We start from the raw sequence: 14,958 nt of genomic DNA, 5'->3' as shown, positions 1-14,958 counted from the left end.
TTACAGTGTTGTAAGATGTGAATTTTCCTTTTTGTTAAGGTAAAGTTAAGAAATTACTTTCATAACCATATATAGAACAGTGGATGGGGAACGAGCTGGGAAATTATTCATGTTATGACAAGCCTACATAGGCAATGATATATAATTATTTTAATTACACAGGATTTAAAGATTGCGAAGCAAATTGAATTGTTCGGATACAAGACTAGAAATTGTTTGGAAGTAGAGATAAGTATGTTGAACTGCTCTCTTTTGTTATTATGATAATGGTAACAGTAATTATTTATTCTGCCTATAAAAGCCTGATTAGTAAAGGCAGTTTCCCTTTATTAGTGGATATAAAGGGTTTTTATGTTAGATGAAAGGTGAGAAAGTGATATGCGCTTATTAGTTGTAGAGGATAATGCACCTTTATTAGAATCAATTACACAAATTTTACGCGACGAGTTTGAAGTTGATACAGCAACGAATGGGGAAGATGGGCTATTTTTGGCATTACAAAATATTTATGATGTAATCCTTCTTGATGTTATGTTACCGGAAATCGATGGTTTTGAGGTAATTCAAAGAATACGGAATGAAAAAATTGAAACACCTGTCTTATTTTTGACCGCTAAAGATTCCTTAGAGGACCGTGTGAAGGGCTTGGACTTTGGAGGGGATGATTATTTAATAAAGCCATTTCAAGCGCCAGAACTGAAAGCAAGAATTCGAGCTTTATTACGAAGAAGTGGTAATTTAACAACAAAGCGAACTATTAATTATCGTGGAATCGAGTTGTTTGGAAAGGACAAGGATATTCAAGTGGATGGAGAAACCACTAAATTGACATTAAAGCAATATGAACTTTTAGAGTATCTCATTCAAAATAGTGGAAAGATTTTAATGCGTGAACAAATCTTTGATCGTGTTTGGGGATTTGATTCAGATACGACGGTAGCGATTGTTGAAGTGTATGTTCATCACTTACGAAAAAAATTGGAGCCATTTGGTTATCAGAAAGATATTCAAACCATTCGCGGGATTGGATATATGTTAAAAGAACAATGAAGAGGATGAGTATGTTTCAAAAAACACGCATTCGCCTTACAATTTTAAATTCATTAGTGTTTATTATATTAATTGGAGTTTTAGGGAGTATCATTTATGGTTATACATATAATCGTATTTATAGTGGAGTAGATAATTCACTAGAAATGTTTAAAGCAAAAGAGAAGAAAAATGCTGAGTCTAATTCAAAAGGATCTGTTAAGGATATTCGTATTGGAGATCCAAGGATTACTGTACTGTTATGGCATGGAAAAAAAGTAGCCCTAATAGATAAGAACCGTAAGTTTATTGATCCTGTTTTTGAAGGAAATCCTTTAGTGTTTTTTCCAAAAAAATTGGAGGATTTTCAGGATATTAAAATCAAGGGGAAGAGTTTTCGAGCATTGGCTTTTCAGCATAATACTGAATTTGGACAAATGACGGTTCAACTTGTACGCGATACAACTGCCGAAAGAGATATGTTGCATACGTTATTACTAATTCTTATAGTGGGGTGTAGTGTAGGAAGTTTATGTGCAATTTGGATGGGTTTTTTCTTAGCTGGAAGAGCTCTTGTACCAATTCGTAATTCTTTGGAAAAGCAGCAACAGTTTGTTTCTGATGCATCTCATGAATTAAGAACGCCACTAGCGGTTATTCAATCTAAAACAGATGTACTATTTTTGTCCCCTTTTGCCACGATAGAGGAAAAGGCAATTGATATTTCTACCATTTCAAAGGAGTGTAGAAGGTTATCAAAGCTTGTTGCTAATTTATTATTATTAGCTCGTTCGGATTCGAATCAAATTGAAATGGATAAAAAAGAATTTGCACTAGATGAATTAGTAACGGAAGTAGTAGATCCTTATACAGAAATTGCTGCGTATCAAGAGAAAAAGATGACATTGGAAATTGAATCTAAAGTATCTTTTATTGGTGATAAAGAAAGAATTCATCAAATGGTTGTCATTTTATTAGACAATGCGATGAAATATACTGATGTTGGTGGAACGATTCAAGTAGCCTGTATGCAAACAAGTAGTTCAATTACGTTTCAGGTAAAAGACAATGGAATTGGTATAAAAGAAGATGATATCCCAAAGTTATTTGATCGTTTTTATCAAGGAGATAAAGCAAGAACGAAATCAGAAGGTGCCGGATTAGGTCTTTCAATTGCAAACTGGATTGTAGAAAAACACTATGGGGAAATCAGGGTAGAGAGTAGATTTAATGAAGGTACTTGTTTTGAAGTGATTTTACCTAAAAATCAAAGAATATAAAGAAATTAGAGACGATCTTGTTTTTTCAAGGTCGTCTTTTTTTAAGGGAAAGTTAAGAAAAGTTTTTTATAGTAGGAGTTACACAGAACGAGAAGGACTAAAGGAAGAAATTGTAACCGATTTACCTTCTTCTTAAAATAGCTAAATGGTTATATTTGTGGATAACGCAACTATTGAAATATGTCTTTTAACCTAGGAGGAGAATGAAGCATATTTTTTACGATAATGTGGAAAAAATGGAGGAGTAGATCGGATGAGAAACGTAAAGGAGGAGAAGAAGTTTGAAAAAGAAAAAGATAGCATCGTTATTTGTTATTAGCATAATGAGTTTAAGTGTAATGGGAGGAGCGTCTGCTTCTACAACGTTAAAAGGAAAAACTGACTTTTCGCAGTGTAGTAATGAACAATTGAATAACGGAGAAACGCATGTGGCCTATACAGAAGAGAAAGCACAAAAACTAGGAATTGAAACGGATGGAAAAGAGCAGCTTACGTTAGAAAAGGAGATTCATGAAACAGAAGTTGATCAAGAAGCGATACAGTTAGGAATTTCTATTGAGGGAAAAGATGTAGGGGCTCTTTCAGAAGAAATTTATGAAACAAAAATAAGACAAGAAGCAAAAAAATTAGGAATACCACTTGAAAACACATCGATTGTTGATTTAATTAATCAAATTAATACAATCAAAATAAATGATGAAGCGGAGAAACTGGGTATTTCAAAAGAGGGAAAAGAAATAGATGAAATTGCTGAGGAAGTTTATGGAACAAAGGTAAAAGAAGAGGCGGAAGAACTTGGGGTTTTTCAAGCAGAGAAAGATACTGAGGAGTTAGCGCAAGAAGTATATGAGATTAAAATTCAGCAAGAAGCAAAGAAGTTTCACATTGATTTATATGGGAAAGACATTTATCAAGTATTGCGAGAAATAAATGAACAAAAAGTAATGCAGGCCGCAGACGAGTTTGGCATAGATAAAACAAATAAAACGATTCAAGAATTAACAGAGAAAATAAAAAAAGAACAGCCTGACAAAGACCTTGTTTTTTTACCTATGGTTCAAACTGATGCAGACGCTTTTTATTCTTACTTAACCGATTAAAAGGGTGCGTGAAGATAGGGGAATGATACGGAACAGGAAGATGTATATATGTGCGTTGGTATTAGGGTTGTTTATTTGTTTTAGTGTCTATATGAAAAGAAGTGATCTATTTCTCGCGAAGAAATATATAGAAAAAGTAGAGAGAGCTGTCTCGAATCGAGGCGCTCAAAAAAAAGAAGTATCTGTAAATATGGATGATGAAAAAATATTACTGCAACATGTACCTTTTATCCAGCAGTTACCGGAGCTAGATAGAGGCTGCGAAGTAACTAGTTTAGCTATGATGTTACAGTACGTAGGTATTTCTGTAGATAAGATGACGTTAGCTGATGAAATACAAAAAGTGGCTTTTTCAAATGATGGTGTACGCGGTAATCCCAATGAGGGGTTTGTAGGAAATATTTATACTTTTTCTGAATCAGGATATGGTGTGTATCATGAACCACTTTTTCAGTTAGCAAACGAATATTTACCGAATCGAGCTATTGATTTGACAGGTGAAAACATAGATGAGATTTATAAAACTGTAAAAGAAGGCGCACCAGTTGTTATGATTACAAATGCAACATATGCTCCTTTGGATGAAGATGAATTTGATACATGGGAGACAGATTCAGGTAATATTTCTATTACGTACCATGAACATTGTATACTTCTTGTTGGTTATGATAAGGACTCAGTTTATATTCATGATCCACTTAGTGATACTTCAAGTGTAAGGGTTCCCCGCGAAAACTTTGAAAAGGCATGGATGCAGATGGGGAGTCAAGCGATTAGTTATGTAATAGATGATAAAAAATAAAAGGAGTTCAGTATAATAAATATGCTGAACTCCTTTTATTTAGTGAAAAATGTTGTATTCCTAAAAAAGAATACGTAAGATAGATTTCGCGTGTAGTAAAGCAGGAATAAGGGAGACAATAGAGGAATGAGAAAAAGAAAAAAATTGTTAAGTTTGTGGAAAACGATTACATTACTGGTTTGTACTGTCATTGTTCTTTCTTTACTTGTAACAGATATATTAATTAGTCATAATGTCGAGCGTACGACGGAAGAAAGCCAAGCTGAAAAAGCAAAAACAATCGCGCGTATTGTAGCGAATTCACCAGTTGTTGTGGATGCTTTAGTAGGAAAAAAAGGTATATCTGAAATTCAAACGTATACAAATCGTTTGTTAAAAAATACAGATGTTCAATTTATTGTGGTTATGGATATGAATGGAATAAGAAAATCTCATCCAAATCCCCAAAAAATCGGTCAGCATTTTGTAGGGGGAGATGAAGGAGTAGCCTTGAAAGGGAAAGAACATGTTTCAATGGCAGAAGGAACGTTAGGAATTTCAATGCGCGTTTTTGTCCCCATCCTTTCTGAAACTAAAGAACAAATTGGAGTGGTTGCAGTCGGAATTTCAGCCGATAATGTGTATGAGAGGATAAAAGAGAGTAGACACATTATTTATATCGGTGTCGGTGTTGGAGTATTAGTTGGTATTGTAGGAGCTATGTTATTAGCTAGACATATTAAGAAAATATTATTTGGTCTTGAACCGAGCGAAATTGCAAAAATTTTAGAAGAACGGAATACGATGTTACAATCTGTCAAAGAAGGAATTATTGCGGTTGATAAAGATGCAAGAGTTACTTTAATTAATAATGAAGCGAAACGGTTATGTAAGAAAAGTGGTCTTGAAGAAGATTTTATTGGTAAAGATGTTGAGAAGTATATGCCGAACTCATGTATAAAAGAAGTGTTACAAACGGGAGAAGCACAATTACATGAGGAACAAAACCTTTATGGCATTACGATTGTTACAAATAGAGTTCCTTTATATGTGAAAGGAGAAATTGTTGGTGCGATCGCAACATTCCGTGATAAAACGGAGATTAGGAAGTTAGCAGGACAATTAACGGATATTCGGCTGTATGCAGAAGCACTAAGAGCACAATCTCACGAGTTTATGAATAAAATGCATGTTGTATTAGGACTTACCCATATGAAGCATTATGAACAATTAGAGACGTACATTAGTAATATGGTCTCGGAGCATCAATATGAAATTGGTGGTGTGATGCGAAAAATAAAAAATCCTGTATTTGCAGGGTTTATGCTTGGTAAACTGAGTTACGCAAGGGAAAAGAATATACAGCTTATTGTAAGTGAAAGTTCGTACTTACCAGAGCCAGATGATGAAAGTATTATTCATGAGCTCATTACAATTGCAGGGAATTTAATCGATAATGCATTAGATGCAGTGATGAATTGTCAACAAAAGCAAGTATACGTCTCCATTCAATATCAGGATAAATTAATGATTACAGTACAAGATACAGGAAATGGCATGCAAAAAGAGGAAATCGATAAAGTATTTGTCAAAGGATACTCTACAAAAGGAGAGAATCGTGGTTACGGTTTATATCTTGTAAATGAAAGTATCGAGCGAACAAATGGAGATATACATGTTGATTCACAGGTAGGGAAGGGAACGATAATAACAATTGAAATACCATACCAAAATAGGGATGAGATAGAAACATGATCAAAGTGTTGATTGTAGAAGATGATCCAATGGTAGCGATGTTAAATAAGCATTATTTAGAACAAGTGGGAGGATTTGAGCTTGTTGATATTGCTCATTCTGTGGGTGAAGCAGTAGAGATAGTAAAGGAGTCCCCTATAGATCTCATATTACTTGATATTTTTATGCCTGGTGATACAGGATTTGAACTGCTACTGCATATTCGAAATCAAGAGAAAGAAATTGATGTTATGATGATTTCTGCTGTACATGAAATGGGAAGTATAAAAAAAGCACTTCAATACGGAGTTGTTGATTATTTGATTAAACCATTTACATTTGAAAGGTTTAAAGAAGCATTAACTGCATATGGAGAGAAGTTTATATTTATGAAAGAGCAGCAACAAATTAGTCAATCTGAATTGGATGCGTTAATTTTACAAAAAGAAAAAGTGGAAGCGCATGTGAATAAAGAACTTCCAAAAGGTTTAACAAAACAAACATTACAGTTGATTTGGAAGAGAATAGAATCACTTCAGGGACAAGCGTTTACAACAGATGAAATGGCACAACTAGTTGGAATTTCAAGGGTTTCTATTCGAAAGTATGTCATGTTTTTAACTGAAATTGGAGTTTTAGAAAATGAGATGGTGTATCAACATGTGGGGAGACCAGTAAGTAAATTACGATGTATTGATGAAAATAAAATACGTTTGTATGTATAAGCAGCTTGCAAGAGCTGCTTATACTTTTTTTAATTACAAAACTAGTTACAAAACTTACAAAACCTATTTTTACTATTGAAAGCGTTTTAATATTGTAGATAAGAATATAAGGAGGTGCTTGTATGGGAATTCCCAAAAATGCGGAAGCAGTAGAAATAGAACAAGAATCTTTTGTTTCGAGACTCATGAATATTAAAATTGGTGTGATACCTTTGCCGTTATATATCGTATTAGCAGCTATTATTTACGGAGCATCTGTATATAATAAATTGCCTGCGGATATGATTGGTGGATTTGCAGTTATTATGATTATGGGGATTTTCTTAGGTGATATTGGAATGAGGATTCCGATCTTAAAAAATATTGGTGGACCAGCAATTCTCTCATTATTTATTCCATCATTACTTGTATTTTTTAATTGGATGAATCCAGCTTCAATGGAAGCTGCTACTATGTTAATGAAAAAGTCGAACTTTTTATATTTATATATTTCTTGTTTAGTAGTAGGCAGTATTTTAGGGATGAATCGTAAAGTGCTAGTACAAGGGTTTATTCGAATGTTTATTCCTTTAGTAGTAGGGACACTAGCTTCAGTCGTAGTTGGATTGTTAGTCGGGTCATTATTTGGATTTGAAATGAAACAGACATTCTTCTTTATCATTGTGCCAATCGTGAGCGGTGGTATAGGAGAAGGAATTTTACCACTTTCACTAGCGTATAGTGATATTTTAAATGAATCTTCTGCGACTTTTGTATCACAGCTAATCCCAGCAGCTATTATTGGGAATATGTTTGCGATTGTAAGTGCTGGATATATGAAACGCCTAGGTGAGAAAAGACCAGAGCTTAGTGGTAATGGTATGTTGGTAAAAACAGGTGATCAAGCAGAGTTATTAAAAGAACAAAACACAGAAAAACCAATTGATTTCTCATTAATGGGAGCGGGTTTATTAATTGCATGTACGTTCTTTATCTTTGGAGGATTTGCTTCTAAATTTATTGGTATTCCAGGAGCAATCATTATGATCTTCTCTGCGGCAATTGTGAAATACTTTAAATTAATGCCAGCGAAAATGGAACAAGGAGCATTCCATTTATACAAATTTATTTCGAAAAACTTAACGTGGCCATTAATGGTTGGATTAGGATTGTTATATATTCCGTTAAAAGATGTAGCCGCTGTTCTTTCAGTTGGATATGTCGTTGTATGTGCGTCAGTAGTACTTACAATGATAGCATCGGGTTACTTTGTCGGAAAAGTAATGAAAATGTATCCAGTTGAATCGGCAATTGTGACAGGATGTCATAGCGGGTTAGGTGGAACTGGAGACGTTGCCATTTTATCAGCTTCAAATCGTATGGAATTAATGCCATTTGCACAAATTTCCACGCGTTTGGGCGGTGCTGCAATGGTCGTAACAGCGACGATTTTATTAAAAATGTTTTCGTAATGTATTATCAGACAAGCTAGCTATGTAAAGACGTAGCTAGCTTGTCAAATTAGGAGGAGTTTATTTATTATGTTAGAAAGTCAAATTAAGGAGCGTTCATTACTACTTCACAAAGAATTGGTAGGGAAGATTGAAATTACAAGTAAGGTAGAAGTTAATTCAGCAGATGATTTAAGTTTGACATATACACCGGGAGTAGCTGAGTCTTGCAAAGCAATTGCAGCAGATGAAGAAACAGCTTATGACTATACAGCACGTGGTAATATGGTTGCAGTTGTTTCGGATGGAACAGCAGTACTTGGATTAGGGGATATTGGACCGAAAGCGGCTATGCCTGTTATGGAAGGGAAAAGTATTTTATTTAAAAAATTTGCTAATGTAGATGCATTTCCGCTTTGTCTTGGAACGACTGACGTAGATGAAATCGTAACTATTGTTAAAAATTTAGAACCTACATTTGCTGGAATTAATTTAGAAGATATTGCGGCACCGCGTTGTTTTGAAATTGAAAAACGATTAAAAGAAGAAACGAATATTCCGGTATTCCATGATGACCAACATGGCACAGCAATTGTTGTTTTAGCTGCAGTTATTAATGCTTTAAAAGTTGTCAGCAAAGAGATGGATAAAGTGAAAATTGTTATTAATGGTGCTGGATCTGCAGGGATAGCGATTGGAAAATTATTATTAAAAGCTGGGGCGCAGCATATTACATTAGTAAGTTTAGAAGGAATTGTTTGTGAAGGTGAATCATGGATGAATCCAGCGCAAATAGAGATTGCAAAAGAAACAAATCGTGAACATGTACGGGGAACACTAAAAGAGGCGATCCATGAAGCCGATATCTTTATCGGTGTATCTGCTCCAAATGTGTTATCGAAAGAATTTGTACAGACAATGAGTGAAAAACCAATTGTGTTTGCAATGGCGAACCCAATCCCAGAAATATATCCAGAAGATGCACGAGAGGCTGGAGCAGTGGTCGTTGGGACAGGACGTTCTGATTATCCAAATCAAGTAAATAACGTATTAGCATTCCCAGGTATATTCCGCGGAGCGTTAGATGTACGAGCAACAGATGTTACGGAAGAAATGAAATTAGCGGCAGCATATGGAATCGCTAACATAATTACTGATGCAGAACGAAATGAAAATTATGTCATTCCTAACCCACTAGATAAAAGAGTTGTTCCAAGTGTGGCAGCTGCAGTAGCGAAGGCAGCAATTGAATCAGGTGTGGCACAAATTAAGAAACTACCAATTTATTAAAAAATGTTAAAAAAGTACCTCATTAAAAAGGTACTTTTTTTAATGAGATAAGGGATCAAAATAATGAGGAAACCTTATCTTTTTTTACGTAATTGTATGATTCATGATACATATTCCGCGGTTCATTATTTGTTTAGCTCCATTGCTACTTGCTTTCCGTTTACAAAAACTTCTACTACTGCTACAACTACTTCCATCACTTTTTTCATCTCTCATCTCTCCTTGTTTATTACTTGCTTTCTTACGTTTAGTATAAGGGAGAGAAGGGGAGGCAACCATCGAAGTAGGTGACAAGGTAATTACATTGTTGTAAGGAAAAAATTAAGCTTTGTCACTTTTTTCTACATGAATAGTAATTTGTTCATAATACTTCTCATTAATATATATATTTAATACCCATAATCCAGGAGAAGGTAGCGCCATAAGAAGGGGGATTTCTTTTACATTTGCATGAATGGGAGTAGAGGCAGTCCAAGTCTGTTCGGAAGTTTCATCTTGAAAGAGTACGGGAGTGGGCGCTGTAGCTCCTTGTTTTAGAGCGATAATAGATAGTTTTCCAGATGGCATTTGTGGATCGAGAAAGAACCACATTTGTTTATTTTTCTCACCAGCAACGATACTATTGTCTGCAATTGCAATCCTTCCTTCAATGCCTTTTAACGGCATCTTTCCTTCTACAAAGGACGGGCTTTCTTGCCAGTTCACATCCTTTAAGACACTAAGGTGAAAAAAGGAGGGTGCATTATTTTGAGGTTTAGAAGCTTCGGTTATTTCTTTTATAGGTACTTTGGAATCTTGACCTAGTGAAGTACAGCCAGTAATGAGACAGGAGAAAAGTAGCGCGATTCCAATTTTTTTCATTTTGCCACGCTCCTATTTTTTCATTGTTAGTGTAATTGTATTTGCTAGAAGACGGGACAATTCCTTTTTATTCATAAAAAGAGGTCATAAATTTAGTATGACCTTTTTTGACATTTTGTATTATATTTGTTCAGTTGTGAATGCAGGGGCTGCTTCTTTTTCCGGCATTGTTAAGAAAATAACAGCAATGACTATACATATACCGCCCAGAAGTTGATACGCTCCGAAAGATTCGTTTAGCCAAGTGATGGAAACAATAGCTGCTACAAGTGGTTCAATACTAGATAAAATACTGGTCTCTGTCGCTGATAAATATTTTAGACTACCAATGTAGAGAAGGAAAGAAAGTGTTCCACTTATAATAGTTAAAATCAGCAGAGAGAACGTTGGCCATGTAAAGGTTTGTGAAAGGTGATTCCATTCAAAAGAGCGATTGTAAATAAATAGTGCAATACCTCCGATTAACATACCCCAGCCAATAATAATAGTTGTCCCCCATTGTTTAATAAGGGAAGCTGGGTGAAGCGTGTAGAAGGCAAAGCCAATAGCTGTTAATAGACCAAATAAAACCGCTTCTTTCGATAAAACAATATTTTGGACGGATCCGTTCGTAATGATAAAGTATGTTCCTGCCAACGCAGCGACGATTGCTAATGCTTGCATAGTGGAAGGAAGTTTTTTATGTTGCATCGCAACATAAATAGTAATGAGAACTGGACCTAAAAATTGGAATAGAGTAGCGGTAACAGCGTTGCTAATATGAACTGTTTCGATAAAAGCATACTGTGCGCCAAGCATCCCGAAAATAGAGAAAATGATAAGTTGTAAAAGATGGCGTGGCTTTTGCCAAATACGAAATATATTTTGTTTTTTTGTAAGCAAGAAACATAAAATAAAGCCCCCAGCAAGCAATAGGCGAATTACTAAAAAATCAATAGATGATACTTTAGTATGTTGAAAAAGCCATTGAATCATTGGGCCTGATAATCCCCATAAAGTCGCTCCTGTAATAATCATAATGAGGCCAAGTCGTCTGTTATTTTTCATCATCATGCTGCTCCTTTCTATGATTGATTTTTTTAGATTTACATGATAAAAGGAATTATATATAACTTCTGGTACTGTAAAAAGTGTCAGTATTATGTTTTATAAAGGGGTCAGATTTCATGTTACAATTAACACCCAATCTAAATATGGAGAAAAAGATTCCGTTGTATGTACAGTTATATGAGTATATAAGAACAGAAATAAGAAGTGGAAAGATCCCTCCTTTGACGAAGCTCCCAGCCAAAAGAAAGTTAGCAACATATCTGCAAGTGAGTAAAAATACAGTAGAATCAGCATATGAACAGCTTCTTGCCGAAGGATATATTGAATCTGTTTCACGTACGGGCTATTTTGTATGTGAAATTGAACAACTGGTCCATACAGTGAAAAAAAGAGAAGTCGTTAAGGAAGTATTGTATAAAGAACAGAAATATAAATATGATTTCACACAAACAGGCGTAGATGTGAAAACATTTCCATTTTCTGTATACCGAAAAATTTCAAACGAGGTATGGCAACTAGAAAATAAAGAACTACTCTTTCTTGGTCATCCACAAGGGGAAGTAAGTTTACGTGAAGAGATTGTGAAATATTTATATGAATCAAGAGGTGTGAGATGTTCGGCAAGTCAGATTGTAATAGGAGCCGGAACACAGTTCTTAATAAGAATGTTATTTCAGTTGTTAGAGGGAAGTCATTTTGCAGTTGAAAATCCTGGATATCATCGGAAATTAGTTGTCTTTGAGAAAGGAAAAGAGAATGTTCAAATGCTCTCGCTTGATGAGGATGGGATTTGTATTTCAGATTTAGAAAATAGTAATGCGAATGTTGCATTCGTCACCCCATCTCATCAATTTCCGTGTGGAATGATTATGCCAATTAAAAGAAGAATGCAATTATTGCATTGGGCGCAAAAAGGGAGTGGGCGCTATATTATTGAAGATGATTATGATAGTGAATTTCGTTACTCTGGAAAACCAATTCCAGCATTACAAGGGCTTGATACAGAGGGGAATGTAATTTACATGGGGACACTTTCAAAAGCATTACTTCCATCATTACGAATGAGCTACATGGTGCTTCCAAAACAATTAATCGAGTTGTATCAAACACAATATTTATTTTATACACAAAGTGTTTCAAGAATTGATCAAGAAATCATTAGAAGGTTTTTAAATGAAGGACATTGGGAGAAGCATATTCATAGGATGCGAGTTGTTTATCGAAAAAAGAGAGATGCACTTGTCTCCGCGATAGAAAAATACTTTTCTAACAAGGTGGAAGTGATAGGAGAAGATTCTGGTCTACATATCTTATTAAAGGTTCACAATGGAATGTTCGAAGAAGAATTAATAAAGAGGGCAACTGACAAGAGTATAAAAGTATATCCGGTTTCTATGTACTATGAAGAAGCAAGCACGTTAAAAAATACAGTTTTACTTGGATTTGCTATTTTATCAGAGGCAGAGATTGAAGAGGCAATTCAATTGTTATATCAAGCATGGTTTTTATCGTAAAGTGTAATAAAAAAATCCTCAAGTATATGAGGATTTTTTTTATTTCTCTTCGTCTAAAAATAAAACCATATGTTCTTCATCCCAGTACTGACCGTTATATTTTAAAGAACGCTCTTGTACACCGAATGTCTTAAATCCTAGTGATTCGTAAAGTTTTTTGGCACCATCGTTTCCAACGACAACATCAAGCATAATTTGTTCTACTTCTAATGTTTTAGCAAGCTCAATACATTCTTTAATAAGGGCTTTTCCAGCTCCAAGTCCGCGTGCCTTTGGAGATACATATACGGAACCAATCTTTGCCTTATGTTCTTGTTTTACGTATGGTTTCGTTTCCAGTGTTGCCACGCCAATTAGCTTATCATCTTTAAAGGCACCAAGTGTATAGTTTTCATCTTGTGCTAATTTTTGTGCTTTATATTCAATCGGGCATTCTTTATTAATAATATCTTCATAAGAAGAGCTGAAAGCCTCAGGATTTTGTTTTAATCCTTCTACACGAAGTTCTAAGTAAATTTCTGCTTCGTCTTTTGTTAATACATGGATATCCAATTATATCACCCTCCATATCTTTGACAAGTGTAGTTATATTTTATATTGAAATAAGAATAATTTCAAAAGGTTCGTTCGTACTATTCGTATTTATTAGCTATTAATATAATATCACCAGCAGTTTTAAAGGGAAGATGCTACTGGTGATGTAACTTACGTATTATTCGATTGGTAATTTAATAATAAATTCTGTTCCAATTCCGAGCTCACTTTTTACTTGTATGGAGCCGTTATGTAACTCAACAATTTCTTTTGCCACAGCTAAACCAATTCCTTTACCGCCTGTCGCTCGAGTTCTTGATTTATCAACTCGGTAAAAACGATCAAAAATATGCGGAATATCTTCTTGTGGAATCCCGTCTCCTTCATCTTGCACACATAGAGAAAAAGTATTCTCATTTTGTGATGCGTATATAGTAATAACTGACCCTTCAGAAGAATGCTGATAGGCATTATGTAGTAAATTTAACATTACTTGCTCCATTCGGCGTTCATCCATACAAACATCAGGATTCCCTGCGCAATAACATTTAATTTTCATTTGTTTCTTAGCAAATGTAGTTTTTGTTTTTTCAATCATTCGTTCCAGAAAAGGTGAGAGTGGCACCATCTGTTTTTTTATAATAAATTGGTGTTGTTCTAATTGCACAAGATCAAATAAATCTTGAACGAGCTCTGTTATACTATCGGTTTCATCTTCGATAATTTGTAGGTATTCTTCACGCTCTTCTTTAGATAAAGATTCTCTTTTAGCAACTTTTGCATAACCTTTCATATATGTAAGAGGTGTGAGCAGTTCATGAGCAACACTAGCAAGAAATTCATTCCGTTCTTTTTTCATATAAGTTAATTCGTTTGATAATTCTTCGATCGTTTTGGCTAAACTACCAAGCTCATCATTACTTTTAATTCCTAATTGAACTGGCTTATTTAACTTTAACATTTTTTCAGTTGCTCGTTTCATGTTAATAAGGGGATCAGTAATGACACGAGAAAAGATGAATATGGAAATTATTGTTAAAAAAAGAACTAATATGCCGATAATAATGAATTGGCGTGTTAAACGAAAAATTAGTTTTTCTAAGAAAGCTGTATCTAAAAACATATGAACATATCCGGCAACTTGTCTATGGATGATGATTGGTGTTGCTGTTGAGATAAACTTTGAGCTTTTCCAGTTTTGTTCAACCATCGTTCCATCTGTTGAAATAGATTGTATTCTATGGGCAAGTTGCTTTTTCATTTCTTCTGTTACAAGGTCAGAGGAGGAAAGAACGTTCCCATTCGTATCTGTTATGACTAATTTTGTATCGGAATCAGAGTGGGATTCCATTGCTGCAGCATGCTCTAAAGCTCGTGTGCTATAGCGTCTGGAAATAAATTTACTATAACGTTTGCCTTTTTCTAAAAGGGCTTCTTTTTCTTCTTCGACGCGCATATTTGTAAGACTCGTATGAAAAGATACAAAGGCAATTGTCTCAATACATAGAGCTAAAATTAAAAAGTATGTACCAATCTTGAGGGATAGCTTATTCATTTTTTCACCATACCTTTATTTCACATTAATGGTCAGTGGAAGGAATCTTACCACTGACCAAAGTTTCACCTTATC

13 protein-coding genes are annotated in these 14,958 nt (G+C 34.7%); 9 read left to right on the top strand and 4 right to left on the bottom strand.

The genetic code is table 11. From position 1 onward, the window contains the following. Positions 1–378 precede the first annotated feature (378 nt). The 8 genes from ACX5JI_RS18670 (at position 379) to ACX5JI_RS18635 (ending at position 9,369) form a co-directional block, all read left to right on the top strand. Positions 379–1,050, top strand: a complete 672-nt coding sequence (locus ACX5JI_RS18670; RefSeq protein WP_459502541.1) for a response regulator transcription factor — start codon at positions 379–381, stop codon at positions 1,048–1,050. Further along, complete coding sequence (locus ACX5JI_RS18665; protein WP_459502540.1) at positions 1,047–2,309, top strand: sensor histidine kinase; 1,263 nt, start codon at positions 1,047–1,049, stop codon at positions 2,307–2,309. The genes ACX5JI_RS18670 and ACX5JI_RS18665 overlap by 4 nt, the downstream gene beginning before the upstream one ends. A gap of 323 nt (positions 2,310–2,632) precedes the next feature. Continuing rightward, entirely contained in the window at positions 2,633–3,409 is a 777-nt protein-coding gene (locus ACX5JI_RS18660) for a transporter (protein ID WP_459502583.1), read from the top strand. Between the two features lie 22 nt (positions 3,410–3,431). After that, complete coding sequence (locus tag ACX5JI_RS18655) at positions 3,432–4,211, top strand: C39 family peptidase (protein ID WP_459502539.1); 780 nt, start codon at positions 3,432–3,434, stop codon at positions 4,209–4,211. Positions 4,212–4,337: 126 nt separating this feature from the next. After that, positions 4,338–5,945 (top strand): sensor histidine kinase, encoded by a 1,608-nt coding sequence (locus tag ACX5JI_RS18650; RefSeq protein ID WP_459502538.1) that lies wholly within the window; start codon positions 4,338–4,340, stop codon positions 5,943–5,945. Next, entirely contained in the window at positions 5,942–6,649 is a 708-nt protein-coding gene (locus tag ACX5JI_RS18645; protein WP_459502537.1) for a response regulator, read from the top strand. Before ACX5JI_RS18650 ends, ACX5JI_RS18645 begins: the two co-directional genes overlap by 4 nt. Before the next feature lie 122 nt (positions 6,650–6,771). After that, complete coding sequence (locus ACX5JI_RS18640) at positions 6,772–8,100, top strand: 2-hydroxycarboxylate transporter family protein (RefSeq protein ID WP_459502536.1); 1,329 nt, start codon at positions 6,772–6,774, stop codon at positions 8,098–8,100. 69 nt (positions 8,101–8,169) lie between these two features. Then, positions 8,170–9,369 carry an NAD(P)-dependent malic enzyme gene (locus ACX5JI_RS18635; RefSeq protein WP_459502535.1) on the top strand — a complete coding sequence of 400 codons (1,200 nt, stop codon included), beginning with the start codon at positions 8,170–8,172 and terminating at the stop codon, positions 9,367–9,369. A gap of 321 nt (positions 9,370–9,690) precedes the next feature. On the opposite strand, the gene ACX5JI_RS18630 is transcribed toward ACX5JI_RS18635, so the two are convergent. Beyond that, positions 9,691–10,230: a DUF4871 domain-containing protein gene (locus ACX5JI_RS18630; RefSeq protein WP_459502534.1), complete on the bottom strand. Its 540-nt coding sequence runs from the start codon at positions 10,228–10,230 to the stop codon at positions 9,691–9,693. A gap of 120 nt (positions 10,231–10,350) precedes the next feature. Then, a complete protein-coding gene (locus tag ACX5JI_RS18625; protein ID WP_459502582.1) occupies positions 10,351–11,277 on the bottom strand; it encodes a DMT family transporter in 927 nt (308 codons plus the stop codon). Positions 11,278–11,396: 119 nt separating this feature from the next. Between ACX5JI_RS18625 and pdxR the strand changes: the two genes are divergently transcribed. Continuing rightward, a complete protein-coding gene (gene pdxR, locus ACX5JI_RS18620; RefSeq protein WP_459502533.1) occupies positions 11,397–12,794 on the top strand; it encodes a MocR-like pyridoxine biosynthesis transcription factor PdxR in 1,398 nt (465 codons plus the stop codon). A 39-nt stretch (positions 12,795–12,833) separates the two neighbouring features. Here the strand turns inward: pdxR and ACX5JI_RS18615 are convergent, their stop codons facing one another. Both ACX5JI_RS18615 and ACX5JI_RS18610 read right to left on the bottom strand, forming a co-directional pair. After that, positions 12,834–13,346, bottom strand: a complete 513-nt coding sequence (locus ACX5JI_RS18615) for a GNAT family N-acetyltransferase (protein ID WP_459502532.1) — start codon at positions 13,344–13,346, stop codon at positions 12,834–12,836. Between the two features lie 160 nt (positions 13,347–13,506). Next, positions 13,507–14,883, bottom strand: a complete 1,377-nt coding sequence (locus ACX5JI_RS18610) for a sensor histidine kinase (protein WP_459502531.1) — start codon at positions 14,881–14,883, stop codon at positions 13,507–13,509. Between the last annotated feature and the right edge of the window lie 75 nt (positions 14,884–14,958).

The sequence above is a fragment of the Bacillus sp. C1 genome (assembly GCF_054570475.1).
The sequence above is the reverse complement of the archived record's forward strand: the minus strand, read 5'-3'. Positions and strand labels throughout refer to the sequence as shown.

Coding starts and splice junctions, on each gene's coding strand:
- ACX5JI_RS18670 (WP_459502541.1), top strand. CDS start 379: ATGCGCTTATTAGTTGTAGAGGATAATGCACCTTTATTAGAATCAATT.
- ACX5JI_RS18665 (WP_459502540.1), top strand. CDS start 1,047: ATGAAGAGGATGAGTATGTTTCAAAAAACACGCATTCGCCTTACAATT.
- ACX5JI_RS18660 (WP_459502583.1), top strand. CDS start 2,633: ATGAGTTTAAGTGTAATGGGAGGAGCGTCTGCTTCTACAACGTTAAAA.
- ACX5JI_RS18655 (WP_459502539.1), top strand. CDS start 3,432: ATGATACGGAACAGGAAGATGTATATATGTGCGTTGGTATTAGGGTTG.
- ACX5JI_RS18650 (WP_459502538.1), top strand. CDS start 4,338: ATGAGAAAAAGAAAAAAATTGTTAAGTTTGTGGAAAACGATTACATTA.
- ACX5JI_RS18645 (WP_459502537.1), top strand. CDS start 5,942: ATGATCAAAGTGTTGATTGTAGAAGATGATCCAATGGTAGCGATGTTA.
- ACX5JI_RS18640 (WP_459502536.1), top strand. CDS start 6,772: ATGGGAATTCCCAAAAATGCGGAAGCAGTAGAAATAGAACAAGAATCT.
- ACX5JI_RS18635 (WP_459502535.1), top strand. CDS start 8,170: ATGTTAGAAAGTCAAATTAAGGAGCGTTCATTACTACTTCACAAAGAA.
- ACX5JI_RS18630 (WP_459502534.1), bottom strand. CDS start 10,230: ATGAAAAAAATTGGAATCGCGCTACTTTTCTCCTGTCTCATTACTGGC.
- ACX5JI_RS18625 (WP_459502582.1), bottom strand. CDS start 11,277: ATGAAAAATAACAGACGACTTGGCCTCATTATGATTATTACAGGAGCG.
- pdxR (WP_459502533.1), top strand. CDS start 11,397: ATGTTACAATTAACACCCAATCTAAATATGGAGAAAAAGATTCCGTTG.
- ACX5JI_RS18610 (WP_459502531.1), bottom strand. CDS start 14,883: ATGAATAAGCTATCCCTCAAGATTGGTACATACTTTTTAATTTTAGCT.